This is a genomic window from Alteromonas sp. ASW11-130, from assembly GCF_026183735.1.
In the GTDB taxonomy this organism is placed as follows: Bacteria; Pseudomonadota; Gammaproteobacteria; order Enterobacterales; family Alteromonadaceae; genus Alteromonas.
This window is the reverse complement of record NZ_JAPFRE010000016.1, coordinates 120,267-145,235: the sequence shown is the minus strand read 5'-3', so window position 1 is coordinate 145,235 and position 24,969 is coordinate 120,267. Positions and strand designations below refer to the sequence as shown.

At 41.3% G+C, this 24,969-nt stretch carries 19 protein-coding genes; 12 read left to right on the top strand and 7 right to left on the bottom strand.

The features are described from left to right. Positions 1–144 precede the first annotated feature (144 nt). From OPS28_RS05695 to OPS28_RS05685, 3 genes are all read left to right on the top strand, one after another. On the top strand, positions 145–1,089 hold the full coding sequence (locus tag OPS28_RS05695; protein ID WP_265608495.1) for a LysR family transcriptional regulator: 945 nt from the start codon (positions 145–147) through the stop codon (positions 1,087–1,089). Between the two features lie 100 nt (positions 1,090–1,189). After that, the gene (locus tag OPS28_RS05690; RefSeq protein ID WP_265608494.1) at positions 1,190–3,364 is read left to right on the top strand and encodes a malate synthase G; all 2,175 of its coding nucleotides are present in this window, start codon (positions 1,190–1,192) and stop codon (positions 3,362–3,364) included. Positions 3,365–3,495: 131 nt separating this feature from the next. Further along, positions 3,496–4,431, top strand: a complete 936-nt coding sequence (locus tag OPS28_RS05685) for a hypothetical protein (RefSeq protein ID WP_265608493.1) — start codon at positions 3,496–3,498, stop codon at positions 4,429–4,431. A 52-nt stretch (positions 4,432–4,483) separates the two neighbouring features. Here OPS28_RS05685 and OPS28_RS05680 read toward each other — a convergent pair whose 3' ends face one another. Beyond that, on the bottom strand, positions 4,484–5,452 hold the full coding sequence (locus OPS28_RS05680; protein WP_265608492.1) for a glycosyltransferase: 969 nt from the start codon (positions 5,450–5,452) through the stop codon (positions 4,484–4,486). 271 nt (positions 5,453–5,723) lie between these two features. On the opposite strand from OPS28_RS05680, the gene OPS28_RS05675 reads away from it, so the two are divergent. Continuing rightward, the gene (locus OPS28_RS05675) at positions 5,724–6,542 is read left to right on the top strand and encodes a PEP-CTERM/exosortase system-associated acyltransferase (RefSeq protein ID WP_265608491.1); all 819 of its coding nucleotides are present in this window, start codon (positions 5,724–5,726) and stop codon (positions 6,540–6,542) included. A 287-nt stretch (positions 6,543–6,829) separates the two neighbouring features. Here OPS28_RS05675 and OPS28_RS05670 read toward each other — a convergent pair whose 3' ends face one another. Together OPS28_RS05670 and OPS28_RS05665 are read right to left on the bottom strand one after the other, a co-directional pair. Next, positions 6,830–7,846: an NAD-dependent epimerase gene (locus tag OPS28_RS05670; protein ID WP_265608490.1), complete on the bottom strand. Its 1,017-nt coding sequence runs from the start codon at positions 7,844–7,846 to the stop codon at positions 6,830–6,832. An 8-nt stretch (positions 7,847–7,854) separates the two neighbouring features. Beyond that, a complete protein-coding gene (locus OPS28_RS05665; RefSeq protein ID WP_265608489.1) occupies positions 7,855–9,129 on the bottom strand; it encodes a nucleotide sugar dehydrogenase in 1,275 nt (424 codons plus the stop codon). 656 nt (positions 9,130–9,785) lie between these two features. Between OPS28_RS05665 and OPS28_RS05660 the strand changes: the two genes are divergently transcribed. The 3 genes from OPS28_RS05660 (at position 9,786) to OPS28_RS05650 (ending at position 12,562) form a co-directional block, all read left to right on the top strand. Then, a complete protein-coding gene (locus OPS28_RS05660) occupies positions 9,786–10,646 on the top strand; it encodes a ThiF family adenylyltransferase (RefSeq protein ID WP_265608488.1) in 861 nt (286 codons plus the stop codon). A 156-nt stretch (positions 10,647–10,802) separates the two neighbouring features. Further along, entirely contained in the window at positions 10,803–11,783 is a 981-nt protein-coding gene (locus OPS28_RS05655; RefSeq protein WP_265608487.1) for a THxN family PEP-CTERM protein, read from the top strand. 158 nt (positions 11,784–11,941) lie between these two features. Beyond that, on the top strand, positions 11,942–12,562 hold the full coding sequence (locus OPS28_RS05650; protein WP_265608486.1) for a sulfotransferase family protein: 621 nt from the start codon (positions 11,942–11,944) through the stop codon (positions 12,560–12,562). 138 nt (positions 12,563–12,700) lie between these two features. Here OPS28_RS05650 and OPS28_RS05645 read toward each other — a convergent pair whose 3' ends face one another. The 4 genes from OPS28_RS05645 to OPS28_RS05630 form a co-directional block, all read right to left on the bottom strand. Beyond that, the gene (locus OPS28_RS05645) at positions 12,701–14,623 is read right to left on the bottom strand and encodes an acyltransferase family protein (RefSeq protein WP_265608485.1); all 1,923 of its coding nucleotides are present in this window, start codon (positions 14,621–14,623) and stop codon (positions 12,701–12,703) included. A gap of 194 nt (positions 14,624–14,817) precedes the next feature. Then, positions 14,818–15,852 (bottom strand): hypothetical protein, encoded by a 1,035-nt coding sequence (locus tag OPS28_RS05640; RefSeq protein WP_265608484.1) that lies wholly within the window; start codon positions 15,850–15,852, stop codon positions 14,818–14,820. Positions 15,853–16,026: 174 nt separating this feature from the next. Continuing rightward, a complete protein-coding gene (locus OPS28_RS05635) occupies positions 16,027–17,007 on the bottom strand; it encodes a polysaccharide deacetylase family protein (protein WP_265608483.1) in 981 nt (326 codons plus the stop codon). A gap of 7 nt (positions 17,008–17,014) precedes the next feature. Further along, positions 17,015–18,175, bottom strand: a complete 1,161-nt coding sequence (locus OPS28_RS05630) for a carboxylate--amine ligase (RefSeq protein ID WP_265608482.1) — start codon at positions 18,173–18,175, stop codon at positions 17,015–17,017. Between the two features lie 96 nt (positions 18,176–18,271). Here OPS28_RS05630 and OPS28_RS05625 point away from each other — a divergent pair, with 96 nt between their 5' ends. The 5 genes from OPS28_RS05625 to OPS28_RS05605 all read left to right on the top strand — a co-directional run bounded on the left by OPS28_RS05625 (position 18,272) and on the right by OPS28_RS05605 (position 24,969). After that, entirely contained in the window at positions 18,272–19,399 is a 1,128-nt protein-coding gene (locus OPS28_RS05625; protein ID WP_265608481.1) for a glycosyltransferase family 4 protein, read from the top strand. A gap of 23 nt (positions 19,400–19,422) precedes the next feature. Then, positions 19,423–19,983 carry an arsenate-mycothiol transferase ArsC gene (locus OPS28_RS05620; RefSeq protein WP_265608480.1) on the top strand — a complete coding sequence of 187 codons (561 nt, stop codon included), beginning with the start codon at positions 19,423–19,425 and terminating at the stop codon, positions 19,981–19,983. Continuing rightward, positions 19,980–21,290, top strand: coding sequence for an O-antigen ligase family protein (locus tag OPS28_RS05615; RefSeq protein ID WP_265608479.1), 1,311 nt, complete (start codon positions 19,980–19,982; stop codon positions 21,288–21,290). Before OPS28_RS05620 ends, OPS28_RS05615 begins: the two co-directional genes overlap by 4 nt. Beyond that, positions 21,262–23,022 (top strand): hypothetical protein, encoded by a 1,761-nt coding sequence (locus OPS28_RS05610; RefSeq protein ID WP_265608478.1) that lies wholly within the window; start codon positions 21,262–21,264, stop codon positions 23,020–23,022. The genes OPS28_RS05615 and OPS28_RS05610 overlap by 29 nt, the downstream gene beginning before the upstream one ends. Before the next feature lie 177 nt (positions 23,023–23,199). Continuing rightward, a complete protein-coding gene (locus OPS28_RS05605) occupies positions 23,200–24,969 on the top strand; it encodes a hypothetical protein (RefSeq protein ID WP_265608477.1) in 1,770 nt (589 codons plus the stop codon).

Genomic DNA, 24,969 nt, shown 5'->3' with positions numbered 1-24,969 from the left:
TTTCGTTATAATATTTTCTAGATTAGTATGTTAGGCTGCTACTATTGAAGGCAATGGACGCTTACTTAAAAGCCTAAATAATGCCCCCCACTAACGGGCAGTAATAATAAAAATGTAAAGTGAAGTTGTTAAGGATATAAATTGATGAATATTGCCAAGGTTGATCTGAATCTTTTGGTCTATCTCGATGTCTTACTGAGAGAAGGTAGCGTTACCCGAGCCGCAAACCAGCTGAGCATTACTCAACCAGCCATGAGCAATGGCCTCAAGCGGCTTAGAGATCTTTTCAAAGATCCTATTTTGGTTCGAACCAGCGATGGGATGACCCCCACTAAACGAGCTCTAGAATTACAGCCAATTATTCGCGACGTGTTATCTAAACTCGAAAGTTCCATTCAACCAGAAACCGATTTTGACCCTGCAACCAGTAAGCGAACCTTTAGAATAATGACTAGCGACTACGCTGAGAGCACCCTGCTGCTTGAGCTGGTTGGTAGGTTATCTAAATTGGCTCCCAATATTACATTAGATTTAATTACGCCCAGCGATGTTACTTTCCATGATGTAGAGCAAGGAAAGGTAGATATGGCAATCAATCGGTTTGAAGAGCTACCACTATCATTCCATCAAAAAGTGCTTTGGTATGATTCTTTTAGTTGCGTATTGAGCGCGGAACATCCATTAGTAGAGAAGTGGGATTTAAATGCTTATATTGATGCCCAGCATATCTGGGTAAGTAAAACCGGTTTTGGTGTAGGTGTCGGTATCGACCCCAACGAAGTTCAAAAACTCGGGTGGGTGGATGCTGAGTTAACGAAAATTGGTAAACACCGCGACATTCGTGTATTTACACGTCATTATCATGCTGCGCTTCAAATTGCGAAAACCCAAAATCTGATCGCCACACTACCAACTAAAGTGGCGGCGATATTTAAAAATGATTCGAGTGTGGTTCTTAAAGAACCTCCTTTTGATATCCCTCCTATTGCGCTAAAAATGGCTTGGAGCGCTCTCTTACATCATGATGCCGGCCATATCTGGTTGCGCAGATTAATTGCGGATGTAGCGGCCGAAATGAACACGTTTTAGTACTATTAGTGAAATGAATAATTAGGATAATAGTCATAAATTAAGATTAATCTACTAATGTGTATACACTGAGCAGGTAATTTCAGTTATCGAGGTGTATATGCAGAAGTATGTCAATCGAGGGCAACTAAAAATTGCCCAACCGCTACATAAATTTATTAACGACCAAGCCCTGCCTGGTTCACAGGTAGACGAGGCACATTTCTGGCTGTCTCTGGAACAAATCCTTCAACAATACACCTCGCGGAATAACGCTTTACTTAAATATCGTGAAACCATTCAACAAAAGTTAGATGGCTATCATAAAGCCAAGCGGCCAATCATGGGGCCAGACTATGTTAATTTCCTAGAAGAAATAGGCTACTTAGCTGAGGAACCTGAAAATTGCACTATTTCCACATCAAACGTAGATGATGAAGTCTGTAGCATGGCGGGCCCCCAATTAGTCGTCCCCATTAATAATGCACGCTATGCGCTGAATGCCTGTAACGCACGATGGGGAAGTCTTTACGATGCGTTATATGGTACAAACGTCATCGCTCACGACGATGGTGCCGAGACGGGCACACAATATAACCCCATCAGGGGACAAAAAGTCATTGAGAAAGCAAGAGAATGGCTAGATGTAATGCTACCGCTTGCGACCGGTAGTCATAGAGATGCGGTTGCTTATACGATTGAAAATGACAACCTTGTAATTCATCTATCAAATAAAAACTCTACCCAACTTGCAGATATTGAACAATGGCAAGGATTTACTGGCGAATTAAGCGCGCCCTCGTCTTTGTTGTTCCGCCACAATGGTCTTCATCTGGAAATAGCGTTTGACAGCACCCACCCTGTAGGCAAATCCGATCCAGCGGGCATAAAAGACGTCACCTTAGAGTCTGCTCTCTCCACTATTATGGATTGTGAAGATTCAGTAGCGGCTGTGGATGCGGAAGATAAGGTACTGGTATACAGCAATTGGCTAGGCTTAATGAAGGGTACACTTTCCACAACTCTGCAAAAAAACGGTAAAAGCATTACCAGAACAATGCAGAACGACAAAACGTTTACTCCATCCCCGTTCAATTCCGCCAAGTCACCACTATGTTTATCAGGTCGAAGCTTGATGTTTGTTAGAAATGTGGGACTCCACATGTATTCTGACGCAGTTTTATTAAATGACGAGCCCGTGCCAGAAGGCATTTTAGACGGTGTTATAACGTCTTTAATTGGTAAGCACGATATTTTAGGGAATACAAAGTATAAAAACTCAGACAAAGGAAGTATTTATATTGTAAAACCTAAAATGCACGGCCCAGATGAAGTTGCATATACCAATGAACTATTTGCTTCAATAGAAGACGCATTAGGTCTTGAACGATTTACCCTAAAAATGGGGATAATGGATGAAGAGCGCAGAACCTCAGTTAATTTAAAAGCGTGTATCGCGCAGGCTACCAATCGTGTCGTTTTTATCAACACCGGCTTTTTAGATAGAACAGGCGATGAGATCCATACTTCAATGCATGCGGGTGCGTTTGCTGACAAAGCAGATCTAAAAACATTGCCTTGGATTGGAGCCTATGAGCGCTCTAACGTGGCAACGGGAATTGCGTGCGGCCTATCCGGTAAAGCACAGATTGGTAAGGGTATGTGGCCTGTACCAGACGACATGCTTACAATGATGACAAGTAAAATATCGCATCCTTTGGCGGGAGCAACGACCGCATGGGTTCCCTCGCCTACCGCTGCCACACTGCATGCACTTCATTACCATCAAGTTGATGTATTCGATAAACATAACAATATAGTTGATGTCAGCATTGCAGCGCGACCCGAAATTTTGACCATTCCACTACTGGAAAAAAACCTGACACCACAGCAAATTCAACACGAACTCGACAACAATGTTCAAGGAATTTTGGGTTATGTTGTCCGCTGGGTACATATGGGGATAGGTTGTTCAAAGGTGCCTGACATTAATCATATCGGACTTATGGAGGACCGCGCCACCTTGCGTATCTCCTCACAACATATTGCGAATTGGTTGCTACATGGCCTCGTTAACGCGGCACAGATTGAACAATGTATGTTAAAGATGGCTAGCCTGGTCGATGAACAAAACAAGGATGACCCCCATTATTTACCAATGGGACCAGCCCCCCAAAACTCCTATGGATTTCAAGCGGCTAAAAAATTAATTATGGAGGGACAACAGCAACCCAACGGCTATACCGAGTTTGTATTACATGACATGCGCAGGAAAATGAAACTAAATGCGAACTAGCGAAGCGAACAGGTGTTAGTTTTTTTTACACTTTAAAAAATCGTAAAAATTAATGCAATATTTATCAATAAGATACAATTTGGTTCAATTTTTGCTCCACCTCTCATGAATGATAAATGGGGAGGATCCAAATGTTGAAAAATATCGTAATTCGCAGTTTGATAGGGATGTCTGCAGTTTGCGCCCTAAGCGCACAAATTGCAGTGGCCAAGCCGATTAAGGTTAAGGTAGCGGCGGTCGCTTCGTGCAATAATAGTGACGTAACGCTAGAAGCTATCGCAAATGCCGGTGACGGGGATCCATCACCAGGCAATGGACTATTAAGTCAGTCATATGATGCATCGCTGTGTATAAATAATGACGATAATGATGATGCAGGTGGTAGAAGTGCGCCAAGTCCAAATATCGGTGAATGGGGTGACGGCTACTTAAATGGCGAGGAACACAGAGGTTCATCATTCGATCCTATTGTAAATGGCTTAATCTCTAGCGCAGATTTGCAAGATTTGGATAATAATGGCAGCTTTACCGACCCAGGCTATATTCACTTAGCCCGTTTTGGTGGAAATGTCGCTGATGGCAAATTAGAACTGACCTCATACTCTGATGTGGGTTCCGGCGCTGGTGCCTATAACATAGGCAATTTTTTGTCTATCGAGTTTATGTGTGACCAGACTGACGAATGCAAGTCAGGTACTTGGTCATTGAAATTAAGTGACGACCCGAATGTTATTTTGGATATACAAGATGCGTTGGGCCGCCCTGCGGTATTTGACCAACTGGTATTTTCTATTAAAGCCGGAAGTGTCAGTAGCGGAGCTGGTTTAGCGATTTATTCTTTCGATTTTGATGATATTTTTGCAATAGAAAATGATCCCACTAATCTTAACTTCGGAACGCCATACGAATTTTACGGAACGTTTAGTACCGCAGGACTATTAGATAAAGGTATATCGCATCTTAACGTATGGGCTCGTGATCCTGTTTTATCACAAGTAAATACACCTGCAACATTAGGATTAATGATGCTTTCTTTATTTGCGCTCCGCAGAAAACTTAAGAAGTAAACATAATCTAAATAATACTTTATTCAAGCCACTCACTTAGAGTGGCTTTTTTCTAATGGGATTTCGATAAACCTTTAATAATGCCAAAACTACGTCCTATCAAGTACAACAAATCCAGATAGTAAATAAATGGCAGCTTCATAATCTTTGAATACTCGCCACAGCGCTTGATCCGCTTTAAGGAAAATATTAGAGGGATGAGCAGCGCGACGCCAACAAAATAAAGTGCTTCAAACCCTAATATTGGAAGTAGCATTAGACTGAGTAAAATACTACTTGCGAAACTCAGTGTAAGTAAAAAAACAGGGTCCTTTATCGAGTTTCTGATATCTTTGATATAATTTTCTGAATGCCATACTTGTCGTTTAATAAATTGTCCGGCTTCAATAGGGTTTCCTAAATGCACTACGGAATATTTACGGTCCATTTTCACTTCATAACCAGCTCGCAATAAGGATTGGGTGATCTTCGAGTCTTCACCTGACGTGACGGTAGTATCAAACTGCCCCACTTCATTGAAAACATCCTTTTGAATCACAATACATCCACCAAGCAACTCTGAATGCAGGGGCTCGCCTTCTGAAGTATTTAACAGCCAATACTTTTCTAGAAAGTAAGGGTTCTTTCGAAGTCGATAACCGCCACCATACACTTTTGGGTCGCGCAACATACTCTCTACACCCGTTTCTAACCATTTCTCATCTGCTTCACAATCTGCATCGATGAAAAATATGATATCTCCTTGCGCATTATCTACGCCCGTATTTCTAACATTCCCTACAGGGCCTTTTGGCTGCAAAATCAAGTTCACATCAAACGATTTAGCGATTGGAACCGTTTCGTCCGTACTTCCATTATCAACAACGATAATTTCATAACGCTCTTTGCTGTAAGTTTGATTAGTTAGAGATGTCAAACATTGTGCGAGGTACTTTTCTTCGTTATATGCAGGCACCACTATTGAGACAAACGGTGAAATTTCGGCCTGAGTCTCGCTTTTCTGAAAATCTGATACAACCATTCCTACTAATCCAAATTAACGCTTTGTATGTATTTGATAGTCTCGGCAGTGTATATGAGTTCAAAAATGACATCATTAAAAAACTGTTTGAATCAGTGAAAAGATTGCTGCTAAGTACTGAAAGCACAAAGTTAATACAAATTTACTTAGAAAAGGCTTTACGTACAACCTACAATTAATGCACTATCAAGTAGTGAACTATAAAATAATGGCTATACTAGATTTATCAAAGCCAGCAATATAGCAACCTGAGGAAGCAGTAGTATATAGAATGGTTTCTAAAGATAAAATGCTCGGTTCCTTATCAAGGAAGTTGAAGACCAGCAGCATCGGCAAACTATACAGGAGCTATCGCCAGTATGGCGAGTCGAAGTATATTGCCCGCCACTTTTCAAGCTATCTTGAACCCGTTATCGCATCTTCCCCATCTCTTGAAGAGATGTCTTATCGAATTCGGCATAACGTTTATTGTGACGAGCTAAACTTCGAAGAAGCCAGAGAATCTGGAATGGAAACCGATGAGTTTGATGACTATTCTCTTCATTGCTTAATTAAACATACTACGACGGATGAGTATGCGGGTACCGTTAGGTTAGTTCGCCCTACTCAGGAGGGGCAAGAACTTCCCATAGAAAAGTATTGTATTTCATCAATCAACAACGATTCGCTTAATCCACGTAATTTCAATCGACTGAATATCTGTGAAATTTCTCGACTCGCGGTGCCAAAACGATTCCGTCGCCGGGAAATGGATAAGTACGACGGTGCTGCGGTTGGTGTTATCAATCAGCAAACTTACTCTGAGCTAGAGCTTCGGTGTTTTCCGTTTATTGCTGTGGGATTATATTTCGCAGCTGCTGCCACGGCGATTGAACGTGACGTACAACATGCCTATGTAATGATGGAGCCTCGACTTGCTCGAAGCATGAGCTTTGTAGGCATAAAGTTCGAGCAGATCGGACCGGTGATTAATTACCACGGCCGACGTGCTCCCTATTATATTAACCAACCACTTTTACAAAATAGCTTAAAGCCAAATTTTGCGGTTATGCTGCATCAAATTCGTGAGCAAATTAGAAAGCAAGGATAGCTCTGTCTATTAACCTAGATCTAATATACTAACCCGTACCCATATGTACTTCTTCAGAGCGATAGGTTTTTAACTTATAACGTGCTACGTATGAAGGGTGTATGTGGTTAAATGAAGCAAAATGAAAGCAGTCTAATGTCAAAAAAGCCGCTCTCGAAGGAAGTAAGAGAAATGCGCATCCTCTTCGTTACATTGTTTTCAGAATACGAGGCACGTCTACAATAATACGCCTGAATGAAATACACTTCTCATTCAATTAACGATTCAAACAGGGTGGAGAACCAGTATCATACCTGATAAAACTCCCTGTACCACCTCACCAGCTTAGTCACCCCCTGCTCCACCGACATCGTAGGGGTATATCCGGTAGCCTCTTGCAGTAGTGTAACATCGGCAAATGTATCAGGAACATCCCCAGACTGCATGGGTAACATTTCCTTTTCGGCTTCGCGCCCTAACGCCTTCTCCAAGGTTTCAATAAAACGTAATAAATGTACAGGCGTTTGCGCACCGATGTTATAAACTCGATAGGGCGCTTTGCTACTTGCTGGCTCAGGAGCCTCACCCTGCCAATCCGGATTTACCTGAGCTATAGTGTCTAGGGCGAGAACAACCCCGGAAACAATATCATCAATATACGTAAAATCTCGTCGATGATTACCGTAATTAAAAACTTTAATCGGCTCGCCGGCTAAGATAGATTTTATAAACTTCATTGGCGCCATATCCGGCCTTCCCCACGGCCCGTAGACGGTAAAAAAACGAAGACCTGTAGTAGGTAACTGATATAAATGACTATAGGTATGCGCCATTAGTTCGTTGGCCTTTTTACTTGCAGCATAAAGGCTAACGGGATGGTCTACGTTATGGTGTTCAGAAAATGGCATCTTTTCATTGGCACCGTAAACGGAACTGGAGGAAGCATAGACCAGGTGTTCAACCTTAGTATACCTGCATCCTTCAAGAACATTCGTAAAGCCAACAATGTTCGAGTCAATATACGCATGGGGATTTTCTATAGAGTATCGCACCCCCGCTTGGGCCGCCAAATGGACCACGCGGTCAAATTCCTGTGCTTTAAACAGGGTAGTCATTTTGTCGCGATCTTCTACTCCCATTTCAACGAATTGAAATTTTTCGGCCGTGAAGTCTTGCTGTATAGCGTTTATACGGGCTTGTTTTAAAGAAACATCATAATAATCGTTTAAATTATCAATACCCACGACTGTGTCATTGCGGGAAAGCAGTTGTTTGCAAACTGCGGCGCCGATGAAACCCGCGGCGCCTGTTACAAGAATATGCATGAAGCTCCTTAAAGCCTTTCGTCAACAATCCTCTTGTCAAAGATATATTTCAAATCAAACACAAGCGCCCCATCCTTTTTAAGGTTAGCCAGCCCTTGCTCTCCTAGCGCCTTGAACTCGTTGTGACCTACACCCGCAATTATCACATCATATTTTTTGGGTTCGGGCTTATCTATCAATTCAAGACCATATTCGTGCTGAACTTCATCTGCTCTGGCCCATGGATCCCAAATCGTTAAATTAACGTTATAGTCTTGCAGTTCATGTGCAATATCAACAATCTTTGAGTTTCGAATGTCGTGACAATTTTCTTTGAATGTGATGCCAAGCAGCAGAACATTTGCACCGCTCACCTTGATATCTTTTTTTATCATTGCTTTAACCAGGCGATTTACCACGTACTCGCCCATTCTGTCGTTGATACGTCGACCAGCCAATATGACATCCGGATGATGTCCTACTTCTTCTGCTTTGTGTACCAGATAATAGGGGTCTATACCGATGCAATGGCCACCCACTAGTCCTGGTCTGAAGGGTAAAAAGTTCCACTTGCTTCCGGCTGCTTCTAATACTTCTTCCGTATCAATACCAATGCGTTCGAATATCATCACAAATTCATTGATTAACGCAATGTTTAGATCTCGTTGGGTATTTTCGATCACTTTTGAGGCTTCAGCGACTTTTATAGAGGACGCTTTATGTGTGCCCGCAGTGATTACAGACTTGTAAAGATTATCGACACGTTCAGCAATTTCAGGTGTGCTACCGGACGTTACTTTTACGATACTTGAAAGCTTACGCGTTTTGTCGCCTGGGTTTATCCGCTCTGGACTGTAGCCCGCATAAAAATCTTGGTTCAGTTTCTTGCCCGATACTTTTTCTATAACTGGTAAACACACTTCTTCGGTGGCGCCAGGGAAAACCGTCGACTCATATACCACTACGGTTCCCGGTTGGATAAATTTACCAATCGTTTCACTGGCTTTTATCAAGGGGGTAAAGTCGGGTTGTTTATTTTGGTATATCGGCGTAGGAACAGTCACTATAATGACGTCACATTCACTTAATGCTTCTGGCTCTGAAGAAAAAGATAGATGCTTAGCTGCAGCCAACTCTTCATCTGAAACTTCTTCGGTCAAGTCATCACCAGCTTGTAGTTCTTTTATTCTTTTGAGATTTACATCGAAGCCCAACGTATAATCATTTTTGCCAAACGCTACCGCCAGAGGTAAACCTACATAGCCCAAGCCAACTATCCCAATTTTCTTAAAATCATGTGCCATATCATTAACTACCAGTAAAGATAAAAAGTTGTTTAGCGATTTTTTTATTAACTATAAAAACTGCCAAAGATAATGTCATAGTTTATGCGGGATGGAAAATGCAAAACGAACTATGTGCAGTATTTTTCGTTTTACCTTAACGGATTTGTTTGCTAAAGGATCACTACTATTGCTCGTCGCCCGAAATTTTTGCTCTCTTCGTGCGAACAATCCAACTTCAGAGCAGCCATGTTTGCACAGGTTTAATTTAACTAACCCCGTGATAAACGGCAGTCTTAACAAAGTTGAAAAGCCGCACCTGAATGGAAAAAACAGTATAATTTCCCTATTGAAAACATGCTCGCAAGACGGTTGCCGGCCTTCTTTAGCCCGTCTTCAATAGCTGCATTGCTTTTTCATTGCGCTGATCACACCTTATGGAGAAATGGTATAAAGCTAATGCAGCCAAGTTTAAACCAAAAAAAACGGATGCCGAGTTATACTATGCAGGTCAAACCATATTGACGGTAACAGTTTCAAACAACGGGTTACTGTGGTTAAAAAGCAATCACTGAACATTTTTGTTAATACTGTCAGAAAATTTAACACTTAAAATTAACGAAATTGTACATACCGCTATCAAACTATTTTTGTAAAAACTATGTGTGAGGAGTTCCATGTTTAACTATCAAAAAGCTTATTCGCGCAATATAGGTTGGGTGACGCAACAAGAACAGGAAACTCTACGCAACGCGCGTGTAGCCGTAGCGGGCGCAGGTGGAGTGGGCAGTTTGCATATGTTGACGCTTGCTAGACTAGGCATAGGTTCCCTTAACATTTCTGATTTTGATCAATATGATATCCATAATTTCAACCGTCAATTTGGGGCCTTTATGTCAACACTAGGCCAGGATAAATGCCAGGTGATGGACGAAATGGTAAAAGACATTAACCCTGAAATGCAGGTTAATTCCTTCCCCTCCGGTATCAACAAATCTAACGTCGACGAGTTCCTAAAAGAGGTTGATCTTTATATAGATAGCCTCGATTTTTTTGCACTTGCCGCACGCAAACTAGTTTTCAAGCGATGTTATGAATTAGGAATACCAGTAGTCACAGCCGCACCTTTAGGCCTAGGCTGCGCACTGCTTTGCTTTATGCCAGGGCAAATGACCTACGAAGAATATTTCAGATTTGAAGATAAAACCTCCGAAGAAGAACAACTTATACAGTTTTTAATTGGGCTATCCCCCGCAATGTTGCAACGAAACTACCTAGTCGATGATTCCACAGTAGATTTTAAAGCGCAGAAAGGTCCTTCAACCGTCATGGCAGTAAATCTATGTGCAGGGATGGCAGAATCCTATGCATTAAAAATCCTGCTGCAACGCGGCCCGATAGTAAGTGCGCCCTACGGCATGCATTTCGATGCTTATCGCAATAAATTAGTTAAAACATGGCGTCCGATGGGGAACAGAGGCCTATTGCCAAAGATCATGTTCAGAATTGCAAAGCGGATTGCGCTAAACCCCAAATAACTGTCTATTTTTTTTACAGTTCATGAAAAAACAAAAAAAATCAATTTTTTTTTACTTTACTTTTCAGCACCATAAAGATTTGGCACAAGCCATGCACAATTTAAAACGGGGCATAGGTAATCGCAATTTTTCGAAAGAAAAAGGAATCTTAAAAGTATGAAAAAGTTAAATCTTATCGCAGCGGCAACTGTTCTAACTGCAAGCACATCTGTTTTTGCAGAACCGATGTTAATTGAAGACTGGAACTTCATTGCCGAAGGGGGGTTCGATGATTGGACATCTGAAGGTTCAGGAACGAATCCTGTTGTATCTTCTGGGAGTAGTTCTGATTTCGGCCCGTCAATTTTAACGACAGGCTCTTTACCAGATAATCTTTGTTGGGGAGATGCTGTAACCCCTGCCGGACAGAGCTGCCTAGGCATCAATTCGCCAGTTGACCAAGATAGCACGCAGACTTGGGATGATGATGGCGACTTGGTGGACATCAACGGAGGCGCACCTCAGGGCGTCGCTGAAACTGTTGGCATTGGAGGGGATTACACTACCGCTTTCAAACAAGGTACTGCACTTCGCCATGACAACTTTCCAGTTACAGGTGAATTTCTTGATACCGTCACTATTAGAAACGGTATTCGTCTAGAGGCAGTCTTGCCTGCAGGAGCAACGGTAAGCGCACCTGAACTTGAGTTCCTGGTTGACTTCTGGGAAACACCGAACGTGGGGCTTGATAGTGATGGAACCTGCCCGTTTGGTCCAGATTCTGGTACCGTTGGCTCAATCAACGAAAATGGCTGCTCCGATATCTTTAAAATTATTGGCTTTGAAGATGGTGATGGTTCTGACCTTAACATAGTGGATAGTGGCCCAGGTTTCATTGACTTTTCGGTTAAGTTTACCGTCGCTGGTGTTGATGCTTCAATCTGGCACACCGATTACGAACTTATCACTCGTTTAAGTGGTTTAGACGTGGTGTTTGACGATGATAACGTTGGTTTCGCTACTCGCGAAAGAGGCGTGAACGTTCTTGATGCCCAAATCGTTATCCGCGCGGTTGAAGCGCCAGAGCCTTCTACACTTGCTATTTTCGCTGTAAGTTTACTCGGCTTAGCTGGTTTGTCTCGTAAGAGACGTCAATAAAACGTATTAACATTTTAAAGCCGCCGTTCAGGCGGCTTTTTGTTTATCGTAAAATCATAAGAATATCACGCTACTTTGCTATAGGGTTGGCAGGACTAAATCAAACGTAACAGAAGCAGCTGAAAATAGTAAAAAGCTTCGCTCCAAGGGACATATATATGCGAAAAAAAACCAAAGTTTTTTGTGTCGGATTCCATAAAACAGGTACCTCTAGCTTTACTGTTGCAATGCGGAAATTGGGGTACGCTGTTACAGGTCCAGATGGCGTTACCGATGAAAACATAGCCGAAAACGCATTAAGTATGGCATTGCAAAAAGCTCATAATTACGACGCATTTCAAGATAACCCATGGCCCATTTTCTATCGGGAATTAGACGCAGCATTCCCCAATAGTAAGTTTATCCTGACTGAAAGGAAGCCTACTGCTTGGATTAATAGTCAGCTAACGCACTTTGGAGACAAATGTACCCCGATGAGGAGATGGATTTACGGAGAAGGCTGCCCCTTGGGGCACGAGGACATTTACCTAAAACGTTATACTCAGCATATCTATGAAGTAAAAGAATACTTCAAATCCAGACCACGCGATTTTTTAACTATGAACTTTGCTGAAGGCGATGGTTGGGAAAAGCTCTGCACATTTTTAAATGAGCCCATCCCGGACGAATTATTCCCTAACGTTAATAAAGCGAGCGAAAGAAAAATATTTTCGCCGTCTAATTTGAAACGATATGCCAAGGGAATTTTCAATAGATTTGAATTCAATAAATCGAATTAGCCTTGCCAATTTATCGATAGCATCTGCCATATCTTGGTGTACCAATTTTGACTGCTCAAATGATGCGCTCAAGTTACGCAATTAATTCGTCGCACCATAACCGTAAGCGTGAGCGTAAATGAAATGTTAAACAGCTAACTAAAACTCAGCCAAATTAACGCCGCTTAAAATAATCTTTGACCCATCTACAGATAAGTGTCCATCGTCCCTGTATATAAAAGTATCGTTAAACTCTGTTTTGCAAGCACTCTCATCACATAAATATTCGTCTAACAATATAACTTTAGAGATTCTTGAAAACGCTTCCATCACCTTCAGCACTGCTTTCTGCTCAGTCAAATACGCTTGCTTTGAAATGGAACAATTGTCTTTAAAAATAAGCGCAGGGCCATATTTTCGCTCTAAACATTCCCCAATATTGGTTCCGTCTTCAGGAGGGGGTGATATAAAAATAGCCTTTTTACCTGACTTCGACAGCGCCAATACCCCTTTTTTATACGCCTCTATTAACACACTGGAAGAGGTTGGGGTTAACCCGTCTTCAGAGAGAATTTGATGATCCTCGAATAAATACTGTCTTATCGGCGAACTCATAACGACAGTTTTTACGCTGTCAGTATTAATAATATATTGTAGCGCTCTTTCATTGTAGGCAATACACTCTTGAGCCCATTGTCGGGTTAGTTTTGGGTTTACAGCAGCAATCCCCAAAAAAGGTCCGCAGGAGCTTTTTGTAATTTGAGCTATATTTTTATTATTGATCACTAAACCCGGCACTAAATGCATTGCATAGCTGTCGCCCCACACTACAGTGTCGATTGTGTTTGAATTCTGACAGACTGGTTTAAGTGAATCGTCATCTTCAAATGAGTCCTCACATTCTTTATCCAACCCGTAATTTACTTTTCTAATTTCACTTATTTTGTCAGCATAATCGTCATATAACGGGTGTGAAGACAGGCTTAATGGAATAATCGCTATAACCAGACTTATCGACGCAATCCCCTTCCAGCTTTTGAATAAATAGCGGAACTCTTTGTAGCGAAATGGTGTCTCCACATATCTGAATTGACAGTATCCTAAGAATATAGATAGAAAGATGAGAACTAAGCCCACTATACTTGGAACGTTGCCTACAAAAGAAAGAAAGGCAAAAGCAAATAGTGGCCAGTGAACTAGGTAAATCGAATATGACCAATCCCCTACTTTCTCTATCGCAGTAATAACAGGACTTTTGGGTAACCAGCCATCTTTTCCAAGTAGCAATATTGAAGTCGCTATGACGACGATAACAGACTCAACTCCAGGATGCGATGGTGTCAGTTGAATGACTCCAATCAATAGAATAATAAATAGAGATAGGTATTTAATAAATTGAGGGATTTTTATCGACGCTCGATTTAGATAAAGCCATGCGCAAATTGAACCAGCCAATAACTCCCAAGCTCTAGTAGGAAGCAGGTAGAATGCCCATTCGTATTTATTTGCATAGCCAATTCGCCACAGAAATGGTGCCTCCTGATTACTTGAACTCACCCACATGAAGCACCAAACGGCACTTATGATGGTTACGATTATAAGTCCTGAAATACGGAAGCGCTTAGGAAGAAGAAATAAAAATAAGGGAAGAAGAAAGTAGTACTGTTCTTCTAGCGATAGCGACCAGATATGCAGAAGTGGTTTTCCCTCCGCTTCAGACTCGAAGTAACCAGTTTGACCAGGCAACACCATATTCGCACTAAATGTCAATGCGCCAATAAACTGATCAACATAATCATTTAACTGAATACTGGTTAAAAAGAAAATACTAAAAAGGGAAGTAAAAATTAATGTTGAATAAAGCGCTGGCAGCAACCTGCGTGCACGACGATAGTAAAAATCTGAAAAACTAAAACAATTTTTGTCGAGGCGCTCTAAAATTAGTTTAGTAATTAGAAATCCAGATATAACAAAAAAAATATCTACCCCTAGAAATCCCTGAGGCAATAATGAAAGACCGCTGTGGTATATAACGACGTATAGAACTGCGATCCCTCTTAAAAACTGAATATCCTGTCTCAACTTAATCTCTCTAAATTCTCAACCTTGTGAGGTCAATTAGATATATCCACCCAAAAACAGCAACGTATATGTAACCTTGCTGAGGGTAAGAAAAATACTGGCATCAAAATAGATAAAGCGTGTAGATAACACCGGGGTAGTGCAAGCGCGCTTACGGAATTTATTTACAAACTAATTGTTTTAACGAGTTGAAATTACTTTAAAAAGCTAGGTTTTTGGTCCCAAAGTTGCCAACCAAGTAGCCAAAACGTAGTATCTTCTTCATAGCCACTGTTAGCCCACCCCAATACATAGCCGTTGTCAAAATAATTGGCCCCTTCAACATAGCTTAGATTTTGCATGCTCATAAAAATAAGCTCCCAGTCGCCCCCTTCTATTTTTCGCCAAATTCTATAGCCGCCATCTCGGGCAGTTAAGGAAGAGGATCGCTTTCTTTCAACCACAAATTCTATTATTTTTCCGTTATTGACGGGGTTGAAACTTTCGGCAAAGCTACCAGAAAAGAAGTCATTGCCAACAGAGCCGTACCCTTTATGTGATATGGAAGAATTAACGGTTGGCCTAAAATAGCTTACCCCTATTTCGCCCCCTTTGCCGGGCATTTGAGCTTGGCTTTCCAGGGTAAGCCCTCCGTTAGAGTACTTCCCTTGCCACTGAGTGGAAAACTTATTGTTATAACCCAATGAACGGCTACCTTTACTGGCAAATTCAGCACCATTGCTTTTATTCGTAATAAAGCGTTTATCCCCCCAGTCTTTACTGAAAGGTAAATCAAAATTTTCGATATAAAGGTAGTTAGCATCAACATAAGCAACTGTTGCTTCCATACCCTTATCGTTTTTAATAGTATGGCCTTTCTGCCAGATAGAGGTATCAAGAACCTCACCTGCATCAATTCTTACGTTCGCTCGGTGATAAAAATTATCGGGTTGTAAAAAGCGTAAATATTCCCAAGTGTGGCTTAAAGGTTTTTTAATGCTATAGCGCCATTCGGAAGTAGAATCTTTGGCAGGGTCTTTACCACGAAAATGAAACGAGATCCCTTGTAAGTCTTTACCCGGAATAGATTGAACTCCGCCGTGATCTCCTCTCCACTCAACGATACCTGAACCGTTTGCAGGGTCTTCGCCCGCATTAAAATCCCATGACGCTAATGGAGCGGCTGACTCACATATCTCAATCGCTGAAGCAGAAAAAGATAAGCACAATAAGCTAACTGATGTACTCATTAGAAAAAGGCGAAATGTAGATTTCAAAAGGTGAGTCTTCGTTTCTATATTTTTCATGTTCAACATACAGCCCTATTCACAGTAATTTCCGCTTCAGACCCATACTACCGTGGATAATCTGATTGGTAAACGTGTTACACGTATTAACCTATATAGCTTGGTATGATGATTTTTTTATATCCAGGAGGAGAGCCGTGCTTTAAATTTTATTTTTGTATCACTAATATCATTATGCACACCAATCCTGGTCAATTGATGCTGGCTGAAATTGTCTAAAAAATTGTGACCCCGCTTAGTCGTTACTGCGTAGCGATAATTTTCTTCTACCAGTTTAAGCGCCTCGGGGCAAAAATCGCCATTGGGAAAACAAAAAGCGTCAATGTCATCTTGAATCATTTCAGTAAGAATCTGTTTACTTTGGACTATTTCTTCTTTAAGTAAACTAGAGGAAAGTTCATCCACAAGTCTGTAGTGGCGTCGGGTGTGGCAGCCCACCTTTACGCCCATGGTCTTTTGCGCATCCATCAATTGTTCTTTGTTGATCATTTCGATCTGTGAATTCTGCTGGAGCTCAATGTTTTGAAGGGCTGAGTAAATTTCTTTATCACTGTGTCTTTTAAGTTTTAAGATTACGTTTGCCGCGTCGTCTCTCGACATGGGTAAAGAAGGAAGGGGACCACTCAAACGAAGTAACGCGTTCCAATCTTCATTAACAGTAACGTTTTGATCAAGTAATAAACGTAGTATTTTATTCGGCCAAAAGGGGGCTGGCTTGCCTAAATAATCAGTCACAACATAGAGCGTAGAGGTGAAACCAAATTCTTTTAACACGGGAAATGCAAATTCATAGTTATCTAGCCAACCGTCGTCGAACGTAATGGCTATCGCTAAACTCGGCTTTTCTTCATCCGCCGTAGATATCCACTTATTGGGTGTTATAACAGGAAGGTTTTCGTCAGCGATAACTTGCATATGGAGCCGGAACGTTTTGTCCGATACAACCATACCCGGTTCCTCAAACTGGTATCTTGAATCACTCACCGGCAGTACACGATGGTACATCAGTATTATCAGCTTTTTTTTGCCCGATTTTGCTATTTGCCAACCCACTGTGCCTGCCACACTACGTAAGCACTTTTTAATTAAAGATTTCATTACGCTGTCACTTTCCTGAAAAGTATTGCTTTAATTCATACTGAAATGGGCCTAAATCGCCAATCCGATTAACTTCATGTTTTCGATTGGTCCACTTGGGGGTTAAGAAGCGGGCCACATGCATCAATTTACTTTTAAACGGTTGTTTTTTATCTTTTAAATTGAGGTACAAGTTATCTACATCACCTAATAACCAGCGTAGTTGGACTCCCGTTGAAAAAGTGGATTGCTGAGGTAAATCAACGAATTCACCATCAAAAAGCAACCCCGGGAAATTCACTCCTGCATCAATTGCTAACTGTAAGGACCCCCAAAGTCTAGTATTGATTTCCATGAGGTAGGGCACCCCGTCTGCACCGACTTTAAACTCCACCATCGCCACGCCGTGCCAACTAACATGGTCTAACAGTAAAGTAGCATAGCGTTGCATGGTTGCGTCCACCGCTACACTCTCACTTAGCACGCTCACGCCACCTGAGGGAGGTTTTTCGCGTATTCGTCGATGAGCAAAAAAAGCTTTTGCCTGACTATTTTGATAATAGCAAAATATACCTGCGCCCTGCCCTTCAACATACTGTTGAATCATAAAAGGGAATTTAAAATAGGCATTTTCCAATGCCGCCTTTAACTCAGTTTTTGTGTGCACAATATGAACCTGAGTGCTCATCCATGCGCCATCAATATTCACTTTAGAAAGAGAGGGTTTTAACACGCAAGGCAATGAAATCTTTGTCTGATCAACATCAAGCGCACTCTCAAACATGGTTGATGTGGGTACGGGTATACCTAATTTTTCAGCAAGTTGAACTAACTTATTCTTATCGCTAAGTAATAGAACGGTGTCCAAATCAGAGAATGGAAGTTTAATATCGGGTAACTTATGTTTGTTCTCTATTAATGTTCGACTACTAACTTCTGTTACGGGAAGCAGAAAATCAATCTTTTTAGCGGCGATTAGTTCTATCAGCCAGGTAATAAAACGTTCCGTACTTTTTATGGGATCGGGAGATTGAAAGTAAGCTTGTGAATACTTGGATGCCCCTGCCAACGAACTGTTTGTGCAATCAGTTGTATATACCACGATATCTTCACGCTTTCCCAGCGCCCTCGTTGCTGCAAGGGAACTTCTCTGGCGGGCATCAAAAACGAGAACTGTCTTTTTTTCCATACGAATACATCTTTGTCTGGTATGCAGCAGCACAATTGCCTGTTATGCTTCACTACTAATCAAATTTTAGCGCCATTATGCCTCAATTTATAGAGTATGACTTATAAGATTTTACATTTAATCGACACCACTGGCCCCGGCGGTGCAGAAGAAGTATTCATTGCTCTTGCAGACCACATTAGATCAGATAATATCGATTCTGTCGTGGTTATACGTGGAGAAGGGTATGTGGCTCAACAACTGCGTAAAAAAGGGTTAGAGCCAATAATAATCGATTCGAAGGGAAGTTTTAATTTCAAGCTTATCACGATGCTTTGTAAGGTGGTGAAGCAACACAAAATAAAACTGATTCAATCGCATTTGCTCGGTTCTAATGTTTACGCAAGCATCGTCGGTCTTATAATGCGGGTTCCCGTAGTCGCTACCTATCATGGTATGGTGGATGTTTCCCCAAATGAACGATTCAAAGGTCTGAAACTTTGGTTTATGCGAACTGGAATCGCCCACTTCGTTGCTGTAAGTCATTCTTTAGCGGAAAAAATTGAGCAACAATCTTTACTTATTCCTAATAAAACGTCCGTTGTCTATAACGGCATAGACACAGATAAATACTCATCTGATCGTAAAGATACGCTAAGGGCGAAGCTAGGTATTCCTCCAACGACATTCATCTTTGGTGCACTCGGGAATATAAGGCCAGCCAAACGGTATGATTTACTAATTGAAGCTGCTAATTTACTTAAACAACAAAACATTAATTGCGCCTTCGTCATAGCAGGTGATCCCAAAGCCAAGTTACGCCAGAAATTAGATAAGCAAATTGCATATTATGATCTCGACAATATTCATTTTGTAGGATTTGTTGAAAATACGCCGGACTATTTAAGTAATCTTGGCGCATTTGTTTTAACCTCTGACGCTGAAGGGTTTTCAATCAGCACTATCGAAGCGATGGCTAGTGGGTTGCCAGTACTTTGCACTAAATGCGGGGGGCCTGAAGAAATTATCCAAAACAACGATCAGGGAACCCTAGTAGAGGTGAATGCCAAAAGCATTGCTAATGGCATGAAAAATATTATAAAGCAGCATGAATCTGGTAGGATGGTGATCACATCTGCGATAAGTCGCGTACATGCTGACTTCTCGTTAAAAGCGATGACCAATGCGTATAAAGCTATCTATCGTAAAGTCGATAATTGCTTTCCTGAATCAAATGAATTTTAGCGTTTTTATATAGTAGATAGTTGATGTTAAATGTTTCAAAATTGATTGCGAATGAGTTTGGTTCCAAACTAGGGTTACTTCGATATGTCTTATTTGGCTTTAAAACGGGCTTTGGTAATTATAGAAGGGCTATTCGCATAAACCACGCTAACGTTAATCGATTAGTTTTTATTTGTAGTGGCAATATATGCAGAAGTCCGTTCGGCGAAGTCGTTAGTCAGCAAATGAACTTTCCCGCTATTTCTTACGGCTTACACTGTAGAGGCGATGATCCTGCTTTTGAAAAGACCATACGTGTTGCTGATAAGCTTGGTTATGACCTTACCCATCATCGTTCGCAGAATATAAAAGATTACAAACCTCATGATGGTGACTTACTAATAGTCATGGAACCCGCCCACTTATTGGAATTGGAGAGTATATTACCCGATTGTAAGAAAGTTCTAATTGGGATGTTGTCAGATCAGAAAACTGTCTACCTTCATGACCCCTACAATACTAATGAGTATTTCTTTGAAAAGTGTCTTAAAGCCATCGAAGTCGCTACACAGAGATTAATAAAAGAGATAGGTAATAAGAAATGAAAGCGGGTGACGTTACCATCAGTGACATGATGTTTTTAAGAATTAAGAACCTGTGGACTTACTACAAAGGTGAAAGCTTAGCGTTTCAATGCATTTGTCTTTATCTTTTCGTTGAATTTTTTCGTCCTCAATCAATATTCCCCGTGCTTAATTTTGCCCCTTGGGCGCAGATTCTACTGATAGTTAGTTTCCTCACCAGTTTTTTCGATAACAAAGCTGGATTCAAAATGTCCGGAATGCATGTGCTGGTGATACTTTTTGCATTATCGATACATCTCTCGTTTCTTGTGGCATACGATGTATCCTGGTCGCAGGAATACTACATCTTCTTTATCCAATGGTTAGTGGTGATGTTTATCACGACGACTATCGTAACCACAAAGGAAAGAATATATGTGTTCTTTTTAGTGCTATTTCTCTGCTCCCTTAAAATAGCCGCGGGTACATCGCGAATTTGGGCGATGAGGGGTTTCGGCTTTACTGATTGGGGATTGAAAGGACCACCTGGCTATTTTCAAAATTCAGGGGAACTTGCCGTGCTTATGTTGCTGCTATTTCCTATCGGATATTATCTATATTCCCGCTATAAAAACGATGTGAGATGGTGGGAAAAGTACATTTTATTAGCAGCGGCTGTTTGTCCGGTGCTAACCATATTGGGAAGCAGTAGCCGCGGTTCTCAGGTGGCACTAATGGTTCAAATTTGTTTTATGTTCTGGAAGAAAATATTCCGCCCAAAGGTTCTTATTACCTTTGCAGTAGTAGCATGGATAGGCTGGTCTGTGCTGCCAGAAGAACAAAAAGAACGGTTTACTTCTGCGGGAGAAGACAAGTCATCCGTGCAAAGACTTTTATATTGGGAAAATGCGTGGGAAATGATGTTGGAACATCCCGCGCTAGGAGTCGGTTACTACAACTTTATTCCCTATTATACCAGGCATTATCCAGAGGATATTTTATACGGGCAAAGAGCCCAGCTTCCTCATAATATATTTTTCCAGATTGGTACAGATGCAGGGTTTATCGGTTTGTTCTTTTACCTGCTTATTATTATCTCGTCCCTGACGCGAAATTTACCAATTAAAGCGGGAAATTATCATCCTGATGATGAATTTTTCTTACTGCTTTGGAAAGCATTAAAACTTAGCGTATTAGGATTTGTGATCGCCGGCCAGTTCGTCACTATTGGCTACTATCCGTTTCTTTGGATCTTAATCACGTTTCAATCGTGCATCATGATTGCCTACAATCAACATAATAAAAGCAGGAATAACGTTCATGGCAGAACATCACCAAAAGTTGAATAAAGGGTTTCTACTTACAATTCCACTGACGCCGGAGGCCCCTTCTTGGCGAAGTACATTCAGTAAGCACCATAAATTAAATGGTGCTGCGCTTTATTTTGATGATGATTACTCTAAAAATGTCGTTATAACATGTGCAGATGATGGACTGACCATATATAAGGGCGACCGACACCTTTATAATTCGTTTCGAGAAAGGCCTGAGAAACTTGCCTCCCTTACGGCTGGCCAACTTACTGGTACATTGATTACCTACAATAATAGTACCCAGTTACTTACAGTACAAAGTGACTTCTTAGGGTCAGAGCCTCTTTACTATTTGAAAACCAACGACACGTTTTGGCTAACTGATCGTATAGATAATTTTTCCCGCTTTCGTCAATGCAAGCCCGATTTAACCAGCGTATACGCCTTAGTGACCAGCGGCGCCACATTGGGTTCGCGCACAATACTCGAAGGTGTTAAACAGACAGGTGAGCTGCAAACCCTTACATTCAACAGTCAAACCGGGAAATTAACCAATCATGTCAGTAAACGATGGAGAAGCAATCCAAAAGCTCCTGTTGATGATGTCACAGAAAGGATCAGCGATAAGCTAAAGAGTATTTTGTGTGACATTCCTGATTCAGCATTAATGTTATCTGCTGGCTGGGATTCCCGAGTTTTAATGAGTGAACCTTCACACATTCAACATACCTATACCCATGGCGACTTAAGCAGCAGAGAAATTGATATTGCATTTAGATTAGGGCAAACATTAGACGCGCCTATGAGTTTTGTGCCCTCGCGCGAAACCCGCTTTGGAGCTGATTTAAATAATGAGATGCTCCAAACGATAGGACAATGCTTTTTCCCTCATTGGTATCAAGCGGGGAAATATATTAGTCAGCTAAATAACCTACCCGTTATGTCAGGAATGTTTGTAGAACATTTTTCAGGTCACTATGGGTTAAATATCGTACCGGGCCCCAATAGAAAAACAAGAGTGCTTAGGTCTTTTCTATACCCTGCATATTATGACCGAATGTCAGATCAGGAAGCGATTGAACTACTGACTACATTAAATTCGAAAGGGTTCGATAGACTTCCTTGGTTCCTAAACAGTTCAGTAGATTTTGATCAGATCCAAACCGATTTTTCCAATCAGATTAGAACCTGTTTAACTGACTATACTCAAACAGGTACATCTGGAGTACAAGAGCTCTGTGAACGGTATAAAATGCAACACATTGAACGGCAGTTCATGGCCAACCAGACGAAGTCGTTCAGCTGTTTTTCTGGTTACCATCACCCTTATGCAGACAGTGAGTTTTCAGAGCTGGTATTGCAGTTAAAGTACAAACATCGTATTGGTTACAAGTTAAGTAAGCAAATAGTCAAAACACACAATCCCAAATTGCTCAACATCCCCTTAGCCGCTACGTTGGTTAAAGCCAAGTCGCCCATTTTTCTTCAGGAAATGAGCCGATTTGTCAGAATAACTGGCGAAGCCGTTTATAACCGCTTTTCCCAAAGCACGTTGAAGGGCTTAGGCTGGAATAACTTCCAATATCTGAGTAAAACCAATGTATTCCACGAGTACGTGGATAATTTAAAGCATGATTTGTGGGATAAACGAAAAATGCATGACAGCATAGACGAGCACCTTAAAGGAAACAACGACGCCTATAGCCTTATTGTTACGTTAGGACGAATTGCCACCGTAGATTATCAACTAATGGCACATCGCTATTGAAACTAGCTTTCAAGCGATGCAAGTTAGTGTAAAGAAATTTGATCCAACTCTTGTTGAGATATATATAATGATGTCGACGTTGATAAAGGCGCTGAAAATGGTCAATACTGTTAACCGGTTCGAAGCCAACATATGTACGTATTGTGAACACTAATTTATCTAAAAGCTGAGATGTATATGGGCGTCAAATCACACGCAGTAAGTAAAGGTTTCCTTATTTCCATTTTTACTTCGCTTCCTGATAAAAATACTTCTCAATCTTTTTCAAAAACCTTTACCTGGCCACGTGTAACGCTTGATATAGATAAAGATAGTTCCAAAAATATTATTTTCGACGTAGATAGCGAAGGTTTCTGTCTTTATCTGGGTGACAGGCATTTAGGCCAAGATCGGGACGATTTCTTAAGGCGATTGAAAGTTCAAAACTTTGATAGCTTGGTCGGCACGCGAATCTTATTCGATAACGAAACAGGTGTACTTGAAATCATGTCAGATTTCATGGGTACCGAACCCGTGTATTATTGCCAACACAATAACCAGTTTTGGGTCTCAGATAGGTTGGAAAACTTTTCCCGCTTAATAGATTGCACGCTTCAACCAGAACACCTTTACACATCTGTTTTGCTAGGCGCAACAGTAGGCAGCCATACGTATCTTAAGGAAGTGAGTCAAACTCGTCCGCTACAGAAAATCAGCTTCGATCTTCGTAGCGCAAGATTAACGACTGAGAATGATTCGATATGGTCTAGCGACCCTGACGCTGACGTTGCTCATGTGTATCAACAAATCGATGAACAATTGTATTCTGTATTGCAAGAAAGTCCGGACACCACCCTTATGTTATCCGCTGGGTGGGACTCTCGCGTGTTAATGGCAGACCCCACTCGAATTAAAGCTACCTATACCCATGGGGATCTAAAAAGTAGAGAAATTAGAATAGCGTTTAAGTTAGGCGCTTTTTTAGATGTACCCATGAATTTCGTTCCGCTTACGGAATCTCCTTATGGCGCAGAAGTAAGTTACGAAATGCTAGCGCGATTTGGACAGTGCTATTTCCCCCATTGGTATCATGCAAGTGAGCAACTAGCCAAAATATCAAACCTCCCACTGAGTGCGGGGCTAATGGTAGAGCATTTCTCAGGCCACTATGGGATCAATAGCCTTCCTGGGAAAGGACGCGTGTTACGCTTACTTCACTCCATGCTTACGCCTGGCAAGTACGACAAAATAGGAAACGAAGAGGCGATTAATTATCTAGCCCCTGCGTTGTCGTCTGGCTTTAACAAAACACCATGGTTTTTACGGGATGATGTAGACTTTACTTATATTAAGAAAAAGTTCTTGGAAAATACGCAGCAATGTTTGTCTGATTATGTTGACAATGGAACGTCAGGAATACAAGAGCTAAGTGAGCGTTATAAAATTGAACATTCTTTACGCCAATATTTTGCCTATCAAACTAAAACAGCGTGTGCGAGCTTAGGCTACCATCACCCCTTTATCGATGCGAAATTAGCAAAACTGGTACTTACCCTTAAGTATCGCCATCGGATTAATTATAAGTTGAGCCGACATGTAGTGAGATCCCGTGCACCAGAGCTATTAACGCTTCCTCTAGCCGCAACACTTGTAAAAGCAGGAGCGCCGATCGTCGCACAAGAAGCCAGCCGGGTTATCCGAATTGGAGGTGAAAAGATATACTCTAAAGCAACGGGCAATCTACCCAAAGGGCTAGGCTGGAATAACTTTCAGTTTCTGAACAAAACGCAAGCTTTCCACGAATACGCAGAAATGCTCACCGCCGATATATGGGATAAAGGAAAAATCCATAACTTTATCAGCAATTTTTGTGAACAAGATCATGAAGCTTATTCACTCCTGATTATGCTTACGAAAATGGTAACTACAGACTACAAACTCAATCCGAACAAATATCAGCAGGCTTAA

Bases quoted from the DNA above. Each gene is read 5' to 3' on its own strand.
- OPS28_RS05660 (WP_265608488.1), top strand. From the start codon at position 9,786: ATGTTTAACTATCAAAAAGCTTATTCGCGCAATATAGGTTGGGTGACG.
- OPS28_RS05625 (WP_265608481.1), top strand. From the start codon at position 18,272: ATGACTTATAAGATTTTACATTTAATCGACACCACTGGCCCCGGCGGT.
- OPS28_RS05635 (WP_265608483.1), bottom strand. From the start codon at position 17,007: ATGAAATCTTTAATTAAAAAGTGCTTACGTAGTGTGGCAGGCACAGTG.
- OPS28_RS05630 (WP_265608482.1), bottom strand. From the start codon at position 18,175: ATGGAAAAAAAGACAGTTCTCGTTTTTGATGCCCGCCAGAGAAGTTCC.
- OPS28_RS05610 (WP_265608478.1), top strand. From the start codon at position 21,262: ATGGCAGAACATCACCAAAAGTTGAATAAAGGGTTTCTACTTACAATT.
- OPS28_RS05680 (WP_265608492.1), bottom strand. From the start codon at position 5,452: ATGGTTGTATCAGATTTTCAGAAAAGCGAGACTCAGGCCGAAATTTCA.
- OPS28_RS05615 (WP_265608479.1), top strand. From the start codon at position 19,980: ATGAAAGCGGGTGACGTTACCATCAGTGACATGATGTTTTTAAGAATT.
- OPS28_RS05620 (WP_265608480.1), top strand. From the start codon at position 19,423: ATGTTAAATGTTTCAAAATTGATTGCGAATGAGTTTGGTTCCAAACTA.
- OPS28_RS05695 (WP_265608495.1), top strand. From the start codon at position 145: ATGAATATTGCCAAGGTTGATCTGAATCTTTTGGTCTATCTCGATGTC.
- OPS28_RS05675 (WP_265608491.1), top strand. From the start codon at position 5,724: ATGGTTTCTAAAGATAAAATGCTCGGTTCCTTATCAAGGAAGTTGAAG.
- OPS28_RS05655 (WP_265608487.1), top strand. From the start codon at position 10,803: ATGAAAAAGTTAAATCTTATCGCAGCGGCAACTGTTCTAACTGCAAGC.
- OPS28_RS05670 (WP_265608490.1), bottom strand. From the start codon at position 7,846: ATGCATATTCTTGTAACAGGCGCCGCGGGTTTCATCGGCGCCGCAGTT.
- OPS28_RS05650 (WP_265608486.1), top strand. From the start codon at position 11,942: ATGCGAAAAAAAACCAAAGTTTTTTGTGTCGGATTCCATAAAACAGGT.
- OPS28_RS05690 (WP_265608494.1), top strand. From the start codon at position 1,190: ATGCAGAAGTATGTCAATCGAGGGCAACTAAAAATTGCCCAACCGCTA.
- OPS28_RS05605 (WP_265608477.1), top strand. From the start codon at position 23,200: ATGGGCGTCAAATCACACGCAGTAAGTAAAGGTTTCCTTATTTCCATT.
- OPS28_RS05665 (WP_265608489.1), bottom strand. From the start codon at position 9,129: ATGGCACATGATTTTAAGAAAATTGGGATAGTTGGCTTGGGCTATGTA.
- OPS28_RS05640 (WP_265608484.1), bottom strand. From the start codon at position 15,852: ATGAGTACATCAGTTAGCTTATTGTGCTTATCTTTTTCTGCTTCAGCG.
- OPS28_RS05685 (WP_265608493.1), top strand. From the start codon at position 3,496: ATGTTGAAAAATATCGTAATTCGCAGTTTGATAGGGATGTCTGCAGTT.